Here is a 20240-nt window from a genome sequence, read left to right as displayed (position 1 = left end):
GCGCCCGGCCAAGCGGGTGTTGCACACCTATTGACGCGTAGGAAACAAGGGAGAAGTATCCCCATCGGTCGGAGAGAGCGCTCTCCGGCTTCGTGTCGTGCACCCGTACCGCGACCCAGGAGACATCCCCATGTACGCACCCCCCGTGTTCCACAGACCCGCGGCCCCGACCGGAAGAAGACGCACCGGCGTGCTGGCCGCCGTCGCCGGTCTGGTCGTCTCACTGCTGGCCTTCGTGCCGTCGACCCCGGCGAGCGCCGCGCCCACGCTGCTCTCGCAGGGCAGGACGGTGACCACCTCCAGCCAGGAGAACTACGGCACCCCCGCCACCTCCGCCGTCGACGGCGACAACGGAACCCGCTGGTCGAGCGCCGCTTCCGACCCGCAGTGGATCGAGGTCGACCTCGGTGCCGCCGCCTCGGTCAGCCAGATCACGCTGAAGTGGGAGGCCGCCTACGCCAAGGGCTACCGGATCGAGTTCTCCACGAACAACAGCACCTGGAGCACCGCCTACTCCACCACCACGGGCCCCGGCGGCACCGAGACCCTGAACGTCTCCGGCACCGCCCGCTACGTCCGGCTGACCGGCACCGCCCGGGCCACCCAGTACGGCTACTCCCTCTGGGAGTTCCAGGTCTTCGGCACCACCGGGACCGACCCGGGCGGCCCGCAGATTCCCGGCGGCGGCGACCTCGGCCCGAACGTCCTGGTCTTCGACCCCTCGACGCCCAACATCCAGGCCAAGGTCGACGAGATCTTCAAGCAGCAGGAGTCGGCACAGTTCGGCACCGGCCGTTACGCGCTGATGTTCAAGCCCGGTACGTACAACAACATCAACGCGCAGATCGGGTTCTACACCTCGATCGCCGGTCTCGGTCTCAAGCCCGACGACACCACCTTCAACGGTGATGTGACCGTCGACGCCGGCTGGTTCAACGGCAACGCGACGCAGAACTTCTGGCGTTCGGCCGAGAACCTCGCGCTCAACCCGGTGAGCGGCACGGACCGCTGGGCCGTTTCGCAGGCCGCCCCGTTCCGCCGGATGCACGTCAAGGGCGGGCTGAACCTCGCGCCGAACGGCTACGGCTGGGCGAGCGGCGGGTACATCGCCGACAGCAAGATCGACGGCCAGGTCGGGCCGTACTCGCAGCAGCAGTGGTACACCCGCGACAGCTCGGTCGGCAGCTGGGGCAACGGCGTCTGGAACATGACGTTCTCCGGTGTCGAGGGCGCACCCGCCCAGAGCTTCCCGGAGCCGCCGTACACCACGCTCAACAACACCCCGGTCTCCCGCGAGAAGCCGTTCCTGTACCTGGACGGCAACGACTACAAGGTGTTCGTCCCCGCCAAGCGCACCAACGCACGCGGTGTCTCGTGGAACGGCACCCCGCAGGGCGAGTCCATCCCGCTGAGCCAGTTCTACGTGGTCAAGCCCGGCGCCTCCGCGGCCACCATCAACGCCGCCGTCCAGCAGGGTCTGCACCTGCTCTTCACGCCCGGCATCTACCACGTGAACCAGACCATCAACATCGACCGCGCCAACACGGTCGTGCTGGGCCTGGGCCTGGCCACGATCATCCCGGACAACGGGGTGACCGCCATCAAGGTCGGTGACGTGGACGGCGTGAAGCTCGCCGGCCTGCTCGTCGACGCCGGTCCGCAGAACTCCCAGGTGCTGGTCCAGGTCGGCCCCACCGGAGCCTCCGCCGATCACTCGGCCAACCCGACCACCGTCCAGGACGTGTTCATCCGCGTCGGCGGTGCGGGCGCGGGCAAGGCCACCACCGGCATGGTGATCAACAACGACGACACCATCGTGGACCACACCTGGCTGTGGCGTGCCGACCACGGGGACGGCGTCGGCTGGGAGACCAACCGGGCCGACTACGGCCTCCAGGTCAACGGCGACGACGTCCTGGCGACCGGCCTGTTCGTGGAGCACTTCAACAAGTACGACGTCCGCTGGTCCGGGGAGAACGGCAAGACGATCTTCTTCCAGAACGAGAAGGCGTACGACGCCCCCAACCAGGCCGCCGTCCAGAACGGCAGCACCAAGGGATTCGCGGCCTACAAGGTCGACGACTCCGTCACCACCCACGAGGGCTGGGGCCTGGGCAGCTACTGCTACTTCAACGTCGATCCGACGATCCGCCAGGACCACGGCTTCGAAGCACCGGTGAAGCCCGGCGTGAAGTTCCACGACCTGCTCGTCGTCTCGCTCGGCGGCCAGGGCCAGTACGAACACGTCATCAACAACACCGGAGCACCCACTTCCGGTACCTCCACCGTCCCTTCGAACGTGGTGTCCTTCCCGTGACACGACGGATGAGCTGACCGCACAGCGCGGGGCCCGGCAGTCGCTGCCGGGCCCCGCGTCGCCGTCGGTGCGGCCGTTCCCGAGGGGGACGGCTACCCGGCGGGCGGCCCTTCGAGCGTCTGCTCGGACCAGATGACCTTGCCGCGCTCGGTGTAGCGGGTCCCCCACCGCTCGGCGAACTGGGCGACGAGGAACAGACCCCGCCCGCCCTCGTCCGTGGTCGCGGCGTAGCGCAGGTGCGGTGAGGTACTGCTGCAGTCCGACACCTCGCAGATGAGGGCCCGGTCGTACAGCAGCCGCACCATGATCGGTTCGGAGCCGTACCGGATGGCGTTGGTGACCAGCTCGCTCAGGATGAGCTCGGTGACGAACCCCTCCTCGTCGAGTCCCTGGTCGGCGAGCCAGCGGATGGCCTGCTTGCGGACCCCCGAGACGGCCGAGGGATCCGGGACCACCTCCCACTGCACGCGCCGGGCGGGATCCAGGGTGCGGGTGCGGGCCACCAGCAGGGCGACGTCGTCGCCCGGACGGGTGGGCAGCATCGCTTCCAGCACGTCGTCGCAGGTCTCCTCCGGCGTCCGGTCGCGGTCGGCCAGGGCCTGGCGCAGCTGCTCCATGCCTTCGTCGATGTCCCGGTCACGGCGCTCGATGAGACCGTCCGTGTACAGGACCAGCCGGCTCCCTTCGGGCACCTCCAGTTCGGCCGCCTCGAAGGGCATCCCGCCGATGCCGAGGGGCAGACCGGCCGGGATCTCGGGAAACTGGACGGTGCCGTCGGGCAGGACGAGAGCGGGCCCGGGGTGACCGGCCCGGGCCATCGAGCAGCGCCCGGAGACCGCGTCGTAGATCGCGTACAGGCAGGTGGCCCCGGTGATCCCGCCGCGGCCGTCCGCCTCCTCGCCCTGGTCCATCCTGAGCACGAGTTCGTCGAGATGGCCGAGGAGTTCGTCGGGCGGCAGGTCCAGCGTGGAGAAGTTGTGCACCGTGGTGCGCAGCCGGCCCATGGTGGCCGCGGCATGCAGACCGTGGCCGACCACGTCCCCGACCACCAGGGCGACCCGGGCGCCGGAGAGCGGGATCACATCGAACCAGTCCCCGCCCACCCCGGCCTGCGCCGGCAGGTAGCGGAAGGCGACATCCAGGGCGTTCTGCTCGGGAAGGCCCCGCGGGAGCAGGCTGCGCTGCAGGGTCACCGCCATCTCGTGCTCGCGGGTGTAGCGCCGGGCGTTGTCGACGCTGACGGCGGCCCGGGCCACCAGCTCCTCGGCGAACGACAGGTCCTCGGCGGTGAAGGGGTCCTCGTTCTGGGCGCGCCAGAAGTTGGCCATGCCGAGGATGACGCCGCGCGCGTGCAGCGGTACGGAGAGCAGCGAGTGGAATCCGTACTCAAGGATCTTCGCGGACTGCTCCGGATCGGCCTGCCGCCACTGCGAGGACGCGGTCAGGTCGGGCACCATCCAGGTGTGGCCGCTGCTGCTGCCGATGGCTTCGGGGCCGGTGGGCACGAATCCGATGACCTTGCCGAGCGGGTACAGGGGGTGGCCCGATTCGGTGCCGCAGACGGCTGTGCGGCGCATGTTCATGGCCTCGCCCGTTGGTGGCTGCGGCTCTTCCCCGCGGAGGACGGAGTCGGCGAGGTCGACCGTCACACTGTCGGCGAATCCCGGTGCGGCGACCTCCGCGAGCTCACGCGCGGTCGTGGTGACGTCGAGGGTGGTGCCGATCCGTGCGCCCGCGCGGTACAGGAGCATCAGGCGCTCCCGCACGGTCTCCGCGCGGCCGGTGACCACCTGCAGCTCCGTGGTGTCCCGCAGGGTCGCGACGATGCCGGGTGGCCCGCCGCGTTCGCCCGTGGGGCGGAGGTTGACGGCCAGCAGCCGGTTGCCGGCCGGCCGCACCTCGTCCGTGGCGACCCGGCCGGAGGCCAGCAGCTCCGCCGTGCGGGGCTCCAGCCCCAGGTCCGTCACGGCGCGTCCTTCGGCGTCGGCGGGCAGCCCCAGAAGCCTTCGGGCCTCGTCGTTGGCCAGCAGCAGCCGGTGGTCGGCGCCGATGATGAGGACCCCTTCGCGCACCGCGTGCAACACCGCGTCGTGGTGCTCGTACATCCGTGTCATCTCGGCCGGGCCCAGGCCGCGGGTCTGGCGGCCCAGGCGGCGGCTCACCAGTGCCGCGGCGCCCGTCGTGAGGACCAGCGCGGCCACCGCGGTGCCGATGGCGAACGGGATGCTCGGGTCGGCCACCGCGTTGACGTTCTCGACAGTGATGCCCACGGACACCAGTCCGGCCACCGAGCCGTCGGGCCGCGGTACGGGCACCACCGAGACGACGGCGGGCCCGCGGCTCGTGGTGAAGGTCCGGGTGAAGGACTCGCCCTCCAGCGCCTCCTTGTACGGGCCGATGATGTGCTTCCCGATCAGCGCGGTGTCGGGGTGGGTGTAGCGGGTTCCGTTGGTCCCGGCCACGACGATGTACTCGACGCCGGTCAGCTTCCGGGTCTTCTCCGTGAGCGGCTGAAGGACGGCGGTGGGGTTCCTGCTGTCCAGCGCCGCCACGGTTCCGGGCGCGTGGGCGAAGGTCTGCGCCACGCTCATCGAACGGGCCTCGGCCTCGTGGGTGCTGTCGCGCCTGCCCTGGACCACCAGTGAGAAGACCGCTGCCGCCACGAGCAGCAGGACGATCCCCAGCATCATGAAGAAGACCTGCCCGGCCACGGTGCGGGTGTTGAAGAGGGAGCGCAGCCGCCGCAAGGGTGAGGACCGTTTCACGTTCGGTCCGCAAGACGCATGCTCGTCACCGCCCGGGCGTCCGTCATCGTGTCGATGCGGCCGCCGGGCGGGGCCTCGAAACCACGCCCGGAACCGACCTCTACCACACACATATTCAGGTTTAACACGAATTGCCGGGGCCGGAACGCGGAGAAGGCCCGCGGCGTGGGGCCGCGCCCGCACCGGGGGCGGTGGACGCGTTCCGATCGGGTGACGCAGCCCGGGTCGGTGCGCGCCCGGCCACCGGCGCCACCGGTCGCCGCGCATGATCCGGAAATGGTGCCTGTGATTCTGACCAAGGCGGTCGAGCTGCTGCTCGGCCGGGAAGGCCGTTCGCTCCACCTCAAGGCGGTGGGCTGGGCGACCGTGGTCCTCGCCCTGACCCTGCTCGTCGGCTCCTGGGCGGTGCTCGTGGCCGAACAACACGCACCGCGCGCCACCCTCACCACCTACCCCCGGGCCCTGTGGTGGTCGGCGGAGACCGCGACGACCGTCGGATACGGGGACTTCTTCCCGGTGACCCTGTGGGGCGGCTCGTCGCCGTCGTGGTGATGGGGGTGGGCATCACCACCTACGGGATGGTCACCGCGGCCCTCGCCACCTGGTTCGTGGGGCATGAACAGAACCGCAGCCACCGGCTCACCACCGCGGCGGAGCAGACGGCGCGGCACGTCCGGGAAGAGACCACGCAGCTCCTGCACGCGCGTTTCGACCGCATCGAGCAACTGCTCGCCGACTCGGGCCGCAGACCGCCGGAGTAGCGCGCCCTTCGCCCGCACGCCCTTCGCCCGCGCAGGAGCGCGGCTGCGGGACCCGTTCATCGGCCCGCCGACGTGTGAACGGTGCACGGTCGGGCATAGGACCGGTGACCGAGGAGGTGGTGGCAATGGGCCGCATCAGAGTCGTCCGGCGTCCCCAGCTTCCGTCACGGCCGCCGCCGCTCGACCTGCGCACTCCGTCGGGACGCCCGCTGCCGTACTGACCGGGCGCGTGCGCGCGCTGCGCGCCGCTCCTCCGTCGTCATCGGGGCCGCATTCGGTGCGGCCCCGGTCCGCGTCGCCCCTTTCCTGCGAACGGACCGACGGCCCGCGCACCCACCCTGTTGATCACCTGCCCTTGAGCATCGCGAACCGGCAAGATGTCGATGTGAAGGGCCGCCGTCCTCGAGCGGTGCCGGCCGTCCCAGGAAAGGGTTCTGATGCGGGAAGCGCATGCAGGCAAGTCCTCGCCGGACGAACAGTCCGCCCCCGGCGTGTCCGAGGAGGCCCAGGTGATCGTGGTGGGGGCGGGACCGGCCGGCTCGTCCGCCGCCTTCCACCTCGCCAGAGCGGGCGTGGACGTGCTGCTCCTGGAGAAGTCCGACTTCCCGCGGGAGAAGGTGTGCGGGGACGGCCTCACCCCGCGCGCGGTCCATCAGCTCATCCGGATGGGAGTCGACATCAAGGCCCCCGGCTGGACGCGGTCGCGCGGGATGCGATGGGTGACCGGGGACCGGCAGGTGCAGATCGACTGGCCCTCGCTGGGTGGCTACCCGGACTTCGGCCTCACCCGCAGCCGGCACGACTTCGACGACATCCTGGCGCGCCATGCCGTCGCCGCCGGAGCCCGGCTGCGCACCGGTACGAAGGTGACGGAGCCCGTGACCGACCGGGCCGGACGGATCACCGGCGTCGCAGCGGTTTCCGCGACGGCAGGACCGGTGGTCCACCGGGCGCCGGTCGTCATCGCCGCCGACGGTGCGTCCGCCCGGCTCGCTCTCGCCATGGGGCTGCAGCGGGACGCGAAACGTCAGATCGCCACGGCGGCCCGCCGCTACTACCGCAGCCCCGAGCGTTCCCGGGAGGAGTTCCTGGAGCTCTGGGCCGACCTCCGCTTCCCGCGGAGCGAGCGCTATCTGCCCGGGTACGGCTGGATCTTCCCGATGGGTGACGGCCGCGTCAACGTGGGGCTCGGCGCGATCCCCCACCGTCGCCACGGCAACGCCGACCTGCGGGCCACTCTGGACCAGTGGCTGGCCCGCACGCCGCCCGAGTGGGGGCTGCGCGAGGAGAATGCCGAGGGGCCCGTTCGCAGCGCCGCGCTGCCGCTGGGCCTCAACCGTCATCCGCTCTACACCCGCGGCCTGCTCCTGGTCGGCGACTCCGGGGGCATGATCAGCCCGTGGAACGGTGAGGGCATCGGCCAGGCACTGGAGGCCGGCGAGGTCGCGGCCGAGAGCGCCGCGCTGGCCCTGGCCATGCCGCAGGGGCCGAGGCGGGAGCGGGCGCTCCACCACTATCCGGTCGAGATGAACCGCCGCTGGGGGCGCTACTACCGGCTCGGCAACACGGCTGCCGATCTCGTCTTCAGCCGGTCCGGGTTCCAGCCCGTCCTCAACCGTTATGTGATGGGCTCACCGTTCCTGCTCAACACCCTGGCCCGGCTGCTCAGCAACCTGACGGACAAGCCCTCGCGCGACATGATCGACCACGTCCTCAACACCGCGGTGCGTCTCGTGCCCGCCCCCGGCGCGCGCCGGCGCTGACCGCCCCCGGGGACGGACCGGGGCGGGCTCGGCACCGCTCCTGGCACTGCGCTGACCCGGTCAGTGCGCGTGGGCGCCGTCCGCCGCCGGGCCGGCGGCGGACGGGTCCGTGCCGAAGGCGCGCAGGAACGTGTCGACGCCCGCCGCCACGAGCTTCGAGACGTCCGCCCGGCCCAGCGGGCGGGTGCCGAGCGCGCTCATCGAGGGAAGTTCCTCGTAGACCAGCGCGATGAACTGGTTGGCCGCCCGGACCGGGTCCTCGACCCGCAGGTACCCGGCGTTCGCGAGCCTGGCGAGCCGCCCCGCGAGCGCCTCGGTGAACTGGTCCGGGCCGCCGGCCCGGACCACGTCGTAGAGGTCGGGGAAGCGCACGGCCTCCGCGTACAGCAGCCGGCGCACCGCCTCGGACTGCTCGTCGCAGTAACAGTCGACGAGCTTGTGCGCCACGTCCTCCAGGCCCGCCCGTAGTTCTGCCGGGTCGGTGGGGAACGCGGTCAGCACCTCCAGGGTCTTGGCGTTGGACCGGGCGGCCGTCTCCGTCATCACGTACCGGAAGAGCTTCTCCTTCGATCCCAGGTGGTTGTAGATCGTCGGTTTGGAGACCCCGGCCTCGACCGCGATCACGTCCAGGCTCGCCTGTGCATATCCGACCTGGGCGAAGACCCGCAGGGCGGCATCCACGATCGCGCGGCGCTTGTCCAGCCGCCCTCGGTCCCCGGCCCCTGCGGCCCTCTGTGCGTTCTCGCCGGCACTCATTCCGCCATGCTACCGTCCCAGCCATAGAATTTAACTACCCAGTAAAATTCACTGGCTGACATGGTTAAAAGGAGTTTCCGTGCCTGAAAAAGAGACAGCGGGGAGCGGGCCTGCCCGGCTCGACGCCCCCTTACTCACGCTCGTCGGCGTCATGGTGCTCGGCGGGATGATGTCCTACCTGGACGCGACGATCGTCAACGTCGGAATCAGCACGCTGGGTGGCGAGTTCCACGCGACGCTGGCCACCGTCGAGTGGGTCACCACCGGCTATCTGCTGGCGGTCGCACTGGCCATCCCGGCGGCCGGCTGGGCCGTCGTCCGCTTCGGCGCCAAGCGCATGTGGCTGCTGGGACTTTCGGTGTTCCTGATCGGCTCGGCACTCTGCGCGTGCGCCTGGAACGCGGAGAGCCTGATCGCCTTCCGCATCGTCCAGGGTCTCGGCGGCGGCATGATCGACCCGATCATGATGGCCGTCGTCGCGGGCGCCGCGGGCCCCGCCCGGATCGGCCGCGTGATGGGGCTGGTCTCCGTCCCCCTCACCCTCGGACCGGTCGTCGGCCCCGTCATCGGCGGGCTGCTGCTGGACAGCTTCTCCTGGCAGTGGATGTTCCTGGTCAACATCCCCTTCGCCCTCGCCGCGATCGTGCTGGCGGTCCGGGTGCTGCCGGCCGACCCGGCGCCGGGCGGCGTCCCCGCGCCGCTCGACGCCCTGGGTGTCGCCCTGCTCTGCCCGGGCTTCGCCGCCCTCGTGTTCGCACTGTCGCAGGCCGGCCGGGCGGGATTCGGCGAGGCCGAGGTGATCGTCGGGCTAGCCGTGGGCCTCACCCTCTTCGTGGCGTACGCCGTGCACGCGCTGCGCACCACCGGCACGCCCCTGCTCGATCTGCGGCTCTTCACGAGCAAGGGATTCAGCGCGAGCGTGACCACCATGTTCCTGCTCGGCGGCGGCCTGTTCTCGCTGCTCTTCCTGCTGCCGCTGTACTACCAGCAGGTCCGGGGACACACCGTGCTCGAATCCGGTCTGCTGCTCGCCCCGCTCGGCCTCGGCACCCTGATCGGCATGCCGGTGGCGGGCAGTCTGGCGGACCGGGCCGGCGCCCGGCGGCTCGTGCCCGCCGGCGCGCTGCTCATCGGGGCCGGCGCCCTGGTCTTCACCGGATCCGATGCCGGCACGTCCCAGATCACGCTGACCGCAGCGCAGTTCGCCGCGGGCTTCGGCATGGGCCTGGTCGGCGCGCCCACCATGGGCTCGGTCTACCGGACGGTCCCCGGCGACGCGGTCGCGGGTGCCACCGGCGCGGTCTTCATCCTGAACCAGATCGGTGCGTCGCTCGGCATCGCGGTCGTCGCACTGATCCTGCAGAGCGGCGGCTCCGGCACGACGCCCGGCGCCGGCACGTTCGCCGACGCCTTCTGGTGGCCGGTCGCCGGGGCTGTCGTGGTCTTCGTCGCGGGTCTGCTGCTGCCGGGCAGACCACGGCCGGAACCCGCCTCGGGTGAGCCTGCCGCCGGAACACGGCCGGTACCCGACCACGCCTGAACCCCGGCCGGCCTTCGGACCGGACACCGGTGCGCGACAAGCCCGGCCGGCCGAGCCCGCACCGGTGCCGACGAACTGCGGGCGCTCACCGTCAATGACGCGTACCCCGGCGGTAGTTCGGGTCATTGAAGGCGAGCGCCCCTTCGCAACCGCCGGCGGGCAGCGCCGGATCACGGATTACGGGCCGGCGGACCGTCCCCGTCGGCCCAGCGGGCGGCCAGCAGCAGGGCGATGTCGTCGGGCCGGTCCGGGGCCTGCCTGGCCCGCCCGATCACATGGTCGGCGGTGTCGGCCAGCGGGGCCGGGCCGAAGTCGGCGATCGTACGGCGCAGCCGCTCGATGCCGACGTCGATGTCCGTACCGGACTGTTCGACCATTCCGTCGGTGTACAGGGCGAGCATCGCGCCCGGGGCCAGGTTCAGTTCGGTGACCGGGTAGGACGCGCCTGCGTCGACACCGAGCACGATTCCGCCCGAGAGGTCCATGACCTCGGCCGTGCCGTCCGGGCGGCGCAGCACGGGCTGCGGGTGTCCGGCGCGTACGGCCTGGGTGTCGCCGGTGGCCGGGTCCATGACGATGTAGCAGCAGCTGGCGAACTGTCCGGGGTCGAGATCGATGAGCAGCCGGTTGGTGCCGCTCACCACCTCCTGCGGGTCGTGCCCGCTGAGCGCGAAGGCCCGGACGGCGCTGCGCAGCTGGCCCATCGTCGCGGCGGCCGCGACACCGTGCCCCTGCACGTCCCCGATGACCAGGGCCAGCTTCTCGCCGGTCTCGATGACGTCGTACCAGTCGCCGCCGACGTCCATGCCCTGGGTGCCGGGAAGGTACCGGCCCGCGGTGTCCATCCGGTCGACGACGGGCAGCCGGTGCGGGAGCAGGACGTTCTGCAGACCGCGGGCGAGGGCGGCCTCGGTGTCGTAGCGCTGGGCCCGCTGGAGGGCCTGGGCGATGAGACCGGCCAGTGCGGTGAGGACCGTGCGCTCCTCGGGGCTGAAGCCACGCGGCTGGTTGAAGCCGAGGATGCACGAACCGACGTGCCGGCCGGAGGCGATCAGCGGCAGGAAGGCCCGGGCCCCGACGTCGGCGTCCATCGGGATACCCGGGTAGGCGGCGGCCAGGTGCTGCATCGACTCGAAGAAGATGGGGCGGCCCGAGGTGAGTGTCTCCACGCCGGGAATGCGGGCGTCCAGGCCGACACCGTCGAACCGGTTCAGGAAGCCCCGGGGGAAGCCGGTCTCCCACTCCAGGTAGAGGTGGCCCTCCTTGAGCAGGTAGATCGCGAGCTGCCTGCCGCCGAAGGCGGGCAGCAGTTCCTCGGTGACCACCGCGGACACCTGGCGTGCGGTGACGGCCTCCGTGAGCGCGATGGCCAGCGCGACCGGCCGGTACAGGGCCGCGGACCGGTCGGCCGGTGAACCGAGCCCCAGCCCCGGTGAGACCACGGAGCCCGGTGTGTAGACCGGCTCCTCGGTGGGGGTGAGCACGGCCGTCAGGCCGTCGTGGCCGGGGTACAGGGAGACCGAGAGCCAGGGCGGAGGGTTGCGCCGGGCGAGGAAGTGGACCGGGGCGTCGGACAGCATCGCCGCCCGGTAGTGGTCCTCGTACGCCGGGTTCGCGAACCACGGAAGGACCTCCCACAGGACCCGCCCGATCAGCTCCGATCTGGCGCGGCCGAGAGCCTCCACGCCCAGCCGGTTGATGTAGGTGATCCGGCCGAAGCGGTCCAGCGAGAAGATGCCGCGCGGCAGCCGGTCGGCCGCTTCCGCGACGACCGGGCCGATACCGAGGTCCACCAGGAAACCGGTCAGATGGCTCGCGGCGCCGGCGCCGGTCCCGCCTTCCCTGCGCCCGGAGACCTCCAGCAGATGCGAGCGCCCGTCCGGGCCGCGCAACCGCATTCTGCGCACGACCGGTCCGCCCGACCCCGCCGCCTGGCGGGCCAGGGTCCACAGCCCGTACACGTCCTCCGGCGCCATGCGTGCCGCAAGTGCGTCGATGGTGCCGGGGAACTCGGCGGGTCCGGTGCCGAGGATCGCGCACAGCTCGGCGTCCGCACCCACGGCGCCGCTCTCCAGGTCCCAGTCGAAGCGGCCGATCCGTACGGGTGGCGAGCTGCCCGCGGGCAGCTGGACCGGGAGCGGCTCCTCGTCCCACTGCGGCTTCGCACCCGCGGACGCCAGGCCGGCCAGAGCGCCGCCCAGCTGCTCGGCGACTCGCTGCAGCCTGCGCCGGTCGGTGGAGCCCACCGGTTTGCCGGGGGTCGCCGCACGCAGGACCACCAGGACCCCGACCGACTCGCCACCGCTGATGACCGGTACGTACAGGGAGCCGAACGGGAACGGCAGGCCTGCCATCAGCTGCGGGAAGCGGCGCATGGCCTCCTCGGCGTCGGCGAGGTGTACGGGTCGGCCCGAGCGGAAGGCCTCGGCCACCGGGAACGGGCGGTTCACATGCATCCGCCACCAGGGGCGGAAGAGCAGTCCGGGCAGCCCTGCGAGTACCGCGAGCCGGAGTAGGCCCGGCGTACTGGAGGGCAGGTAGACGCCGCCCGCCTGCCCGCCCGCGGACTCGATCGCGCCCACGACGGCCTGGGCGAGCACCAGGGACAGTTCGTCCGGCGCCCGGCCGTCGTCCAGTGGGCCGGGCACACTTGCGCTCTCGCTGAGCGGAGCACGCCGGGCCGCGCCGTACCAGGTCACACGTCAAGCATGCTCCCCGGCTGCCGTGCCCCGCACTTCAGAGGGCGGGAGACAGCTGACCGAAATGCACTCTTCGTACTTGTATGTAACTCTAAAGGCGGCCCATCGTCCACCATCCGCACAGGAGGCACGATCATGGGCAAGAAGCAGAGCAGGCAGAACCGCGGGGCCCGCACCGGCGGCCATGAGCCCTCCGCGCACGCGGAGACCAAGGAGCAGACGAGCACGGCATCATCCGGGTCCGATCCGGTGAAGGCGATCTCCGAGCAGGTCTCCCACAAGCGCGAGCGGAAGTTCGGCCACAACTGAACCCCGGGCGCTCCACGACCCACCGCCTACGCCCGCATACGCGAAGGAGCGGTAGTCGCCACCGATGGCGACTACCGCTCCTTCGCGAGTGCACGAGGCCCCACGACCGGTGGACGCGGGGGACGGGCAGCCCCCGACGCCCTACCGTCCGTCGGCGGGCGGGCGGCGGTCACCGGTCTGGTCATTGAGCTTCTGCTGGGCGGAGTCGACCTGCCCGCTGTACTTGTTGTGCGTCTTGTCGTCGATGAAGTCGCCACCCTTCTCGACTCCCTGACGGGTCTGGTCGGGGTGCCCCTTCATCAGACCCTTGATCTTGTCGAGCATGCTCATGACTGTCCTCCTCATGGAACGCTGACCATCCCAGCATCCATGCGATGCCCCGGTGCCGCACCCCGGGACGGCGGGGCCGCGGTGGCCGCCGGAGGCGTGGGACCCGGGGAAATTACCCACTGGTATGTAGTGACTTCTCACGCGACCGCCAGTAGAACTCGTTCCCATTCGGTCGAGAGTGAGGAAGGTCACATGACGGACTCAAGCTTATCCGACAAGGGATCCAGTGGTGTCTCACGCCGCAGATTTATGGCTAGAACAGGTTTCATCCTGGGAGCCGCAGCGCTCTCGGGTCATGCCACCGCCGCCCAGGCACGGAGCGTCGGCACAGCCGCTGTGATCGGCAACGGGCAGCACGTCCCGGTGCTGGTGATCGGCACCGGGTACGGCGGCTCCGTGGCCGCCCTGCGGCTCGCCCGCGCGGGCATCCACGTCCACATGGTGGAGATGGGATGTCCTGGGACACCCCCGGGTCGGACGGCAAGATCTTCGCCAACACGACGAAGCCCGACGGCCGCTCGTACTGGCTGCGCACCAAGACCAAGCAGCCCCTCAGCAACTTCCTCGGCTTCCCCATCGACAAGTCGATCCCCCGCTACACCGGAATCCTGGACGCCGAGGACTTCAGCGGCATCACGGTGTACCAGGGGCGCGGCGTCGGCGGCGGTTCGCTGGTCAACGGCGGCATGGCGGTGACGCCCAAGCGCGAGAACTTCGGCGCCGTCCTGCCCTCGGTGAACGCCGACGAGATGTACGCCACCTACTACCCGCGCGCCAACGCGGGCCTCGGGGTCGCCACCGTCGACCCGGCCTGGTTCGACAGCGCCGCCTGCTACCAGTACGCCCGGGTCGGCCGCAAACAGGCCCAGCGCTCCGGCTTCCCGTTCGTCTTCGTGCCCGACGTGTACGACTGGGACTACATGGAGCAGGAGGCGGCCGGCACCGTCCCGAAGTCGGCACTGGACGGCGAGATCCTCTACGGCAACAACTACGGCAAGAAGTCCCTGCAGAAGACCTATCTCGCCCAGATCGCGGCGACCGGCAACGTCACCATCTCGCCGCTGCACAAGGTGACTTCGGTGACCCCGGCGCCGGCCGGCGGCTACACCGTCGTCATCGACCAGCTCCAGACCGACGGGAGCACCGCGGCCACCAAGACGGTGACGGCGGACAAGGTGTTCTTCGCGGCCGGCAGCGTCGGCACCAGCAAGCTGCTGACCCAGCTGAAGGCCACCGGTGCACTGCCCGGCCTGAACGACGAGATCGGCAAGGGCTGGGGCGACAACGGCAACGTCATGTGCGGCCGCGCGAACCACCTGTGGGACCCGACGGGTGCGGTCCAGTCGAGCATCCCCTGCGGCGGTATCGACAACTGGAACGCAGGCGGCGCGTTCGCCGAAGTCGCACCGCTGCCGACCGGGATCGAGACGTTCGCCTCGTTCTACCTGTCGATCACGAAGAACCCGAACCGCGCCCAGTTCTCCTGGAACGCCGCGACGGGCAAGGTCGACCTGAACTGGCAGACCTCGTGGAAGCAGCCGTCCATCGACATGGCCAAATCGATCTTCGACAAGATCAACGCCAAGGAGGGCACGATCTACCGGACCGACCTGTTCGGCGTCTACAAGATCTGGGGCGACCATCTCACCTACCACCCGCTCGGCGGCGCGGTGCTGGACCGGGCAACCGACAACTACGGTCGCCTGCACGGGTATTCGGGCCTGTACGTGATCGACGGCTCACTGATCCCCGGCAACACCAGCGTCAACCCGTTCGTCACCATCACTGCGCTCGCCGAACGGAACATCGAGAAGATCATCGCCACCGATCTGTGACACGGCCGGCGGTCCGGCGGCGCGAGCCGCCCGGCAGGAGGCCGCGGGACCGGCCTCCTGCCGGGCGGGGCGGACGGGTACTGCCCGGTCAGTGACCGGGCAGTACGCACACCGCGTCGAGACCCAGTACGTGGTTGAGCCGGCCGAACGCCAGCCAGGAGCCGATGCTCATGCTCAGCTCGACGATCTCGTGCTGGCTGTAGTGCGCGGTCATCCGGGTCCAGAACTCCTCGTCCAGACCGTGGTGGTCCAGGGCGTAGCGCTCGGCGTACTCGGCCGCCAGCCGCGTCCGGTCGTCGAAGCGGTCGGCGGTACGCCACTCGGTCACCGCGTCGGCGAACTCCTCCTCGACCTTGTCGCCGTCCCGTTCCGTGCGCCAGTCGAGGCAGAACAGGCACCCGTTGATCTGTGCGATCCGCAGCCGGGCGGCCTCGAACTCACGGAGCCCGAGCGAGGTGTGCTGGTACACCGACAGCGAGAAGTTCGCGGCGGCCATCCCGATGCCGGGGACCATGTCGCCCCACACGTAGCCGATCGGTTCCTGGCCCTCGGGTATGTCGATGATCATGGCTGTTTCCTTCCGAGTCTGCCGGCTGCGGGACGCAGGGGGACGTCGAGCGCGTCGTAGAGTCCGGGTTCCGCGTCCACCAGCCAGTCGATGGCGTTCACCAGCCTGCCGACCGCGGTGGCGTTGCCGCCCGCCGACCGGTTCTCACCCTCGTCGGTGGCCTCGACCGTGACCTCGATGCGCGGACGGCCCTCGATGATCACGCGGTGGGCCCCGGCCCCGTCGGGAGGTGACGGCCAGTCCGGGGCGGCGGAGGGGTGGATACGGGTGATGTGCTCGATGACGATGCGGGGTTCACCCTCGACGATGCCCTGCACCTCGAACCGCACCGCGCCCTGGGTGCCGGCCTCGAACTCGCCCATCGTCCTGGTGCTCACCGTCGCTTCGAGCGGCCGCCGGGCCATCGTCTCGCGGATGTCGTCGAGCTCCACGCCCAGAGCCCTGGCCATCAGCCGTATCTGCCCGCCCCACACCATGGTCGGGACGGTGGGTGCGAGCATGAGCGGCTCGTACTCCATGGGATGCCCCATACCGATCAGGTGGCGGACGGAGTCGGGCTGGTCGTAGGTGGAGTAGTCGAAGATCTCCTGGCAGCGGATCACGTCGATCGTGCTGCCGAGTCCGCTGATCAGCAGGGGCAGCACGTCGTTGCCCCAGCCGGGGTCGACGCCGGAGACGAACAGCGAGCCTCCACCGTCGGCGACGGCTGCCAGGACCGGTTCGCTGAACTCCGGCGGGGCGCCGCGGCGGTCGTAGAGCGCGTAGAGGGCGGGCGTGACCACCACCGTGCCTGCCCGGACCGCCCTGGTGACGTCGGTCAGCGCCTCGTCGGGGCGGATGTCCCCGGAGGCCGCGTACACCACGGCGTGGGGAGCGGCGGCCAGCACCGCGTCGATGTCGTCGGTCGCCACGACACCCAGATCGCGGCCGATCCCGGCGAGGTCGCCCGCGTCGCGGCCCACCTTGCCGGGGTCGTGCACAAGCACGTGCGCGAGTTTCAGGGCCGGATGGGCCTCGACGGCGCGGATGGCCGCGCGGCCGACATTGCCGGTTCCCCAGACCACCGTGGAAATCATGCGGCGGAGGGTAGCGCGCGGGATGAAAGGTTCATAGTGCCATCGCCCACCGGGTTGAGACGGCTGTCCGAGCCCGCGCCGAGCTCTCCCGGTCGGCGCGGCATGGGACACGCCCGCACGCCCTGCCGGCCGGGAGGGAAGACGACCGGAGCAGGCCCGCAGGCTCTGCCGGACGGCAGGGAGAACGAAGGGCGGCCAAGCCTGCACACATTGCCGGACAGCTGGCTCGGTGGACTCCTCGCCGGGAAAACGACGGACGGCCAAGCCCGCACGCTCTGCCGGACGGCCGGCCCGGTGGACTCCTCGCCGGAAGCCGGAAGGTCGACCGGGGCCGAGCCCGCACGCTCTTTGCCCCGGTCGCCCTCCCCCGGTCCCCGGTCGCCCGGTCCGGCCGGGTGGGCCTGGTTACTCGTCGATCGTGGCCCCGAACGCGGCGACCGCCGACGCGGCGCCGAGTGATCCGCCGTCGTACGTCCACGAGCCGGCGGCCGTGACCCCGGCCGTGCCCGCCGAGAACACCCAGACGACGCCGTTGCCCGCGTCCTCACCGGGCGCCGCGGTCAGCAGGCCGAAGCGGCCGTCCTTGTTCGGGTCGGTCAGCCTGACCTGGCCGCCCCAGCGGTCACCCCGCTCCGGGACACCGGGGACGTGTTCCGAGTCCTGGTCCCACGAGGCGGCGCCGTCGGCGGTCAGTCCGCCGGCCGAGCCGCGCAGCACCCACACGGCCCCGGCGTCCAGGACCGTGCCGATGTCCTCGCCCGGTGCGCCGATCGCCACGTCCGCGTACCCGTCGCCGTTGGTGTCCGCCACGGACAGGTCCGTGCCCCAGCCGTCGCCGCGCTCGTCCGCGCCGGGGACACCGGCGGTGTCCTGGGTCCACCACACCGGCGGTGTGCCGGGGCCCTCGGCGCCGACCGGGCCGTCGCCGGCGCTGCCGTAGTACACGCCGACCACGCCGCCGTTGACGAATTCGCCGCCGTCGTCGGGGCTGGTGGGCTCCCCGGTGACCAGGTCGTCGTAGCCGTCGTTGTTGATGTCGCCGGACGCGACGGCGGGGCCGCCGCGCAGATCACGGTCGTAGCGGAGCCCCTGGACCTCGCCGAAGAAGAGCGACGACCAGCCATACCCCGGCTCGTCGCCCACGGTGACCCCGGAGACGACGAGGTCGGCGAGACCGCTGGCGTCGTAGTCGCCCGTGGTCAGCGCCTTGGGCACGATCTGGCGGCCCGGGGTGCCGGGGGTCAGCCGGTTGCGGGAGGCGGGCGCCGGCGGCGCGGACTTCTGCTTCGCCGCCGCGTCGTACTGGTAGAGGGTGAGGTTCTCGCGGTCGGTCACGGCCAGTTGGTCGCCCGGGATGTCGGGGCTGAAGTGCGCCGCCGCGAGCGCGCCGCCGAACTGGGCACTGCCGGTGGGCTCATCCGCCTGCAGCCAGTCGCTGTCGGTGCCGGTGAGCCCCTTCGGGGAACCCCACAGCACCACGATGCCGCCGGCGTCGGGCACCGGTTCGACGTCCTCGCCGGGCAGACCCACGATCGCGTCGTCGAACCCGTCCCCGTCGAGGTCGCCGGTGGCGAGGGCGCGGCCGAAGCCGTCACCCGCCTCGGCGGTTCCCGGCACCCCGTTGGTGTTCTGACTGAGGACCGCGGACCGGTTGGTGCCGATGCCGGTCGACGAGCCGTACTGCACGGTGACGTACCCCGCGCCCTTCTTCCCGCCGACGGCCCCGGCGGGCGCGCCCACGAGCACGTCCTCGTAACCGTCACCGTTGAAATCGGTGTTGCGGTCGTTCGCGTGCGTTCCGCCGGGGGTACCGGCGTAGGCGGAGGGCGCGGCGACGGCGGCCCCTGCCATCAGGAGGAACGAGGCCGCGACGACAGCGGCCGGACGGTAGGTGCGCACGAGCGGCTCCTTGGTTCAAGGACGACCGGGCGGGGCCGGGGGACGCCGGGAAGAGCCCGTTACCTTCCTGGCGCCCCGTTTGACCGCCTATGAGGCGCAAGGGTTGTACGGCACGGGAAAAGGGGTGGAGAAGAGCCGCCCGGCTCTTCTCCACCCCTTCAGGAGGACGTGCCCGTGAGGGCGGTCACTCGGCCTCAGTAGGCGCCGAACACGTTGTCCATCGAGCCGTACGTGGCAGCCGCGTAGTTGCACGCGGCGGTGATGTTCGCGACCGGGTCGAGGATGTCCATCGACGTACCGGGAACGTGGTAGGCGTCGAACGTGGGCTGGATGACCTGGAGCAGCCCCTTCGACGGGGTGCCGGCCACGGCGTTCGAGTCCCAGTTGTTGACGATCTGGGGGTTGCCCGAGGACTCGCGCATGATGTTGCGGTAGATGCCGTCGTAGCTGCCGGGGATGCCGTGCTCGGCCATGACGGCCAGCGACTCCTTGATCCAGCCGTCGAGGTCGTCCGTGTACGCCGTCGCGGCCGGGGCGGGCGTGGTGGCGGCGGTCTCCTCGAGGACGGGCGTGGCCGTCCGCTCGGAACGGTCCGCACGGTCGGCTCCCTCGGCCCGGTCGGCCGACGACTGGGAGGCGCCGGTCGCTGCCTTCGATTCGGTCTTGGGTGCCGACTTCGGCGCGGCGGTAGCGGACTTGGCGCCGATGGTCAGCTTCAGGCCCGGGTGAATCAGGTCGGGGTTACCACCGACGGCACTCCGGTTGTCCTTGTACAGCCGCTCCCAGCCGCCACTCAGGGAATGCCCCTGGGCGATCTTGTAAAGCGAATCACCGGAGACCACGGAATAGGTGGCGGACTTCACCTTCTGTCCGGCAATTTCCTTGGCAGCAACGGAAGTCGGGGCTACTGCCTTTTCTGCGACGGCAGAGTGTGCCGGTGCGGCGGATGCCGATCCGGCAACGATCATGGGGAGTGCGAGAACGACTCCGCCCGTGCTCACGGCGATGAAACCGCGGGTCAGGGACATGGACTTGGCACGACGGTGCTTACCCTTGATGGGCATGGCGCTTTTCCTCTCCGCCGCCTGCGAGGTGAGCTGTCGGGTTCGGACTGGAGATGTCCGGCCGCATGTGAATGCGACTTCACCCCTAGCCGCTCCGGATACCGGACCGGCGGCAAACCTGGGTCCCCCGCTCCTGCCGTACGTGAGTGGTCGGGTTACCGGACGGCGGCAGGATTCGGCGTTCCATCCGGATTGACGGTGACCGTAAGCGAGAAACGCGGAGCGAAACAAGTCCTGAATTCCGGATCTCAATTGATTCGCAAGATCAATTAAAGGGAATCCCCGCGACCGACCCCGGCGGAAGAAGTCAACTTTCTTGGCGCGACAGGGAACCGAGGCCGGCAGTCGTGCGTCCGGGGGCGGGGAAGTGACACTGGCCACTGTGCCCGAAAAGGGCGATTTGCTCTCTACTTTGATCTTTTGACACGCGAAAGGCGACCTTGCGTACCCACGGGGATTGATTATGAAAAAACACCCTAAATAGGACATTCAGCGATCCGGCACGCCGCGCGGAAGAAGGAGCACCCGGCCACGGGCCGCGAGGCGGATCCGGGCACG

The 20240-nt window shown here is 70.6% G+C and carries 12 protein-coding genes, 2 pseudogenes and 1 riboswitch; of the genes and pseudogenes, 6 read left to right on the top strand and 8 right to left on the bottom strand.

The features are described 5' to 3' along the window. Positions 1–130: 130 nt before the first annotated feature. Positions 131–2317 carry a discoidin domain-containing protein gene (locus LNW71_RS30620; protein ID WP_250971152.1) on the top strand — a complete coding sequence of 729 codons (2187 nt, stop codon included), beginning with the start codon at positions 131–133 and terminating at the stop codon, positions 2315–2317. Positions 2318–2409: 92 nt separating this feature from the next. Here LNW71_RS30620 and LNW71_RS30615 read toward each other — a convergent pair whose 3' ends face one another. Further along, entirely contained in the window at positions 2410–5007 is a 2598-nt protein-coding gene (locus LNW71_RS30615) for a SpoIIE family protein phosphatase/ATP-binding protein (RefSeq protein WP_250972201.1), read from the bottom strand. 351 nt (positions 5008–5358) lie between these two features. Here LNW71_RS30615 and LNW71_RS30610 point away from each other — a divergent pair. Next, positions 5359–5843 (top strand): annotated as a pseudogene (locus tag LNW71_RS30610) (potassium channel family protein). Positions 5844–6280: 437 nt separating this feature from the next. Beyond that, positions 6281–7606: a geranylgeranyl reductase family protein gene (locus LNW71_RS30605; protein ID WP_250971151.1), complete on the top strand. Its 1326-nt coding sequence runs from the start codon at positions 6281–6283 to the stop codon at positions 7604–7606. A 60-nt stretch (positions 7607–7666) separates the two neighbouring features. Here LNW71_RS30605 and LNW71_RS30600 read toward each other — a convergent pair whose 3' ends face one another. Further along, on the bottom strand, positions 7667–8362 hold the full coding sequence (locus tag LNW71_RS30600) for a TetR/AcrR family transcriptional regulator (protein ID WP_250971150.1): 696 nt from the start codon (positions 8360–8362) through the stop codon (positions 7667–7669). Positions 8363–8441: 79 nt separating this feature from the next. Here LNW71_RS30600 and LNW71_RS30595 point away from each other — a divergent pair, with 79 nt between their 5' ends. After that, entirely contained in the window at positions 8442–9902 is a 1461-nt protein-coding gene (locus LNW71_RS30595; RefSeq protein ID WP_250971149.1) for a DHA2 family efflux MFS transporter permease subunit, read from the top strand. Positions 9903–10072: 170 nt separating this feature from the next. Here the strand turns inward: LNW71_RS30595 and LNW71_RS30590 are convergent, their stop codons facing one another. Next, on the bottom strand, positions 10073–12601 hold the full coding sequence (locus tag LNW71_RS30590; RefSeq protein ID WP_250971148.1) for a SpoIIE family protein phosphatase: 2529 nt from the start codon (positions 12599–12601) through the stop codon (positions 10073–10075). 135 nt (positions 12602–12736) lie between these two features. Here LNW71_RS30590 and LNW71_RS30585 point away from each other — a divergent pair, with 135 nt between their 5' ends. After that, complete coding sequence (locus tag LNW71_RS30585) at positions 12737–12910, top strand: hypothetical protein (RefSeq protein ID WP_250971147.1); 174 nt, start codon at positions 12737–12739, stop codon at positions 12908–12910. 141 nt (positions 12911–13051) lie between these two features. Here LNW71_RS30585 and LNW71_RS30580 read toward each other — a convergent pair whose 3' ends face one another. After that, positions 13052–13240: an antitoxin gene (locus LNW71_RS30580; protein ID WP_250971146.1), complete on the bottom strand. Its 189-nt coding sequence runs from the start codon at positions 13238–13240 to the stop codon at positions 13052–13054. Between the two features lie 192 nt (positions 13241–13432). Between LNW71_RS30580 and LNW71_RS30575 the strand changes: the two are divergent. Next, positions 13433–15075 (top strand): annotated as a pseudogene (locus LNW71_RS30575) (GMC oxidoreductase). Between the two features lie 88 nt (positions 15076–15163). On the opposite strand, the gene LNW71_RS30570 reads toward LNW71_RS30575, so the two are convergent. The 4 genes from LNW71_RS30570 to LNW71_RS30555 form a co-directional block, all read right to left on the bottom strand. Further along, the gene (locus LNW71_RS30570) at positions 15164–15643 is read right to left on the bottom strand and encodes a carboxymuconolactone decarboxylase family protein (RefSeq protein WP_250971145.1); all 480 of its coding nucleotides are present in this window, start codon (positions 15641–15643) and stop codon (positions 15164–15166) included. Further along, positions 15640–16719 (bottom strand): dihydrodipicolinate reductase, encoded by a 1080-nt coding sequence (locus LNW71_RS30565; RefSeq protein ID WP_250971144.1) that lies wholly within the window; start codon positions 16717–16719, stop codon positions 15640–15642. The genes LNW71_RS30570 and LNW71_RS30565 overlap by 4 nt, the downstream gene beginning before the upstream one ends. 405 nt (positions 16720–17124) lie before the next feature. Continuing rightward, a complete protein-coding gene (locus LNW71_RS30560) occupies positions 17125–18618 on the bottom strand; it encodes an FG-GAP repeat protein (RefSeq protein WP_250971143.1) in 1494 nt (497 codons plus the stop codon). A gap of 194 nt (positions 18619–18812) precedes the next feature. Next, positions 18813–19682, bottom strand: coding sequence for a LysM peptidoglycan-binding domain-containing protein (locus LNW71_RS30555; RefSeq protein WP_250971142.1), 870 nt, complete (start codon positions 19680–19682; stop codon positions 18813–18815). A 5-nt stretch (positions 19683–19687) separates the two neighbouring features. Then, a riboswitch (cyclic di-AMP (ydaO/yuaA leader) is annotated at positions 19688–19873 on the bottom strand. Positions 19874–20240 lie beyond the last annotated feature (367 nt).

This window comes from Streptomyces sp. RKAG290 (assembly GCF_023701695.1).
GTDB lineage: Bacteria > Actinomycetota > Actinomycetes > Streptomycetales > Streptomycetaceae > Streptomyces.
The sequence above is the reverse complement of the archived record's forward strand: the minus strand, read 5'-3'. Positions and strand labels throughout refer to the sequence as shown.

Excerpts from the sequence above, each read along its gene's own strand:
- LNW71_RS30600 (WP_250971150.1), bottom strand. The coding sequence starts at position 8,362 with ATGAGTGCCGGCGAGAACGCACAGAGGGCCGCAGGGGCCGGGGACCGA.
- LNW71_RS30555 (WP_250971142.1), bottom strand. The coding sequence starts at position 19,682 with ATGCCCATCAAGGGTAAGCACCGTCGTGCCAAGTCCATGTCCCTGACC.
- LNW71_RS30585 (WP_250971147.1), top strand. The coding sequence starts at position 12,737 with ATGGGCAAGAAGCAGAGCAGGCAGAACCGCGGGGCCCGCACCGGCGGC.
- LNW71_RS30580 (WP_250971146.1), bottom strand. The coding sequence starts at position 13,240 with ATGAGCATGCTCGACAAGATCAAGGGTCTGATGAAGGGGCACCCCGAC.
- LNW71_RS30620 (WP_250971152.1), top strand. The coding sequence starts at position 131 with ATGTACGCACCCCCCGTGTTCCACAGACCCGCGGCCCCGACCGGAAGA.
- LNW71_RS30570 (WP_250971145.1), bottom strand. The coding sequence starts at position 15,643 with ATGATCATCGACATACCCGAGGGCCAGGAACCGATCGGCTACGTGTGG.
- LNW71_RS30605 (WP_250971151.1), top strand. The coding sequence starts at position 6,281 with ATGCGGGAAGCGCATGCAGGCAAGTCCTCGCCGGACGAACAGTCCGCC.
- LNW71_RS30615 (WP_250972201.1), bottom strand. The coding sequence starts at position 5,007 with ATGATGCTGGGGATCGTCCTGCTGCTCGTGGCGGCAGCGGTCTTCTCA.
- LNW71_RS30565 (WP_250971144.1), bottom strand. The coding sequence starts at position 16,719 with ATGATTTCCACGGTGGTCTGGGGAACCGGCAATGTCGGCCGCGCGGCC.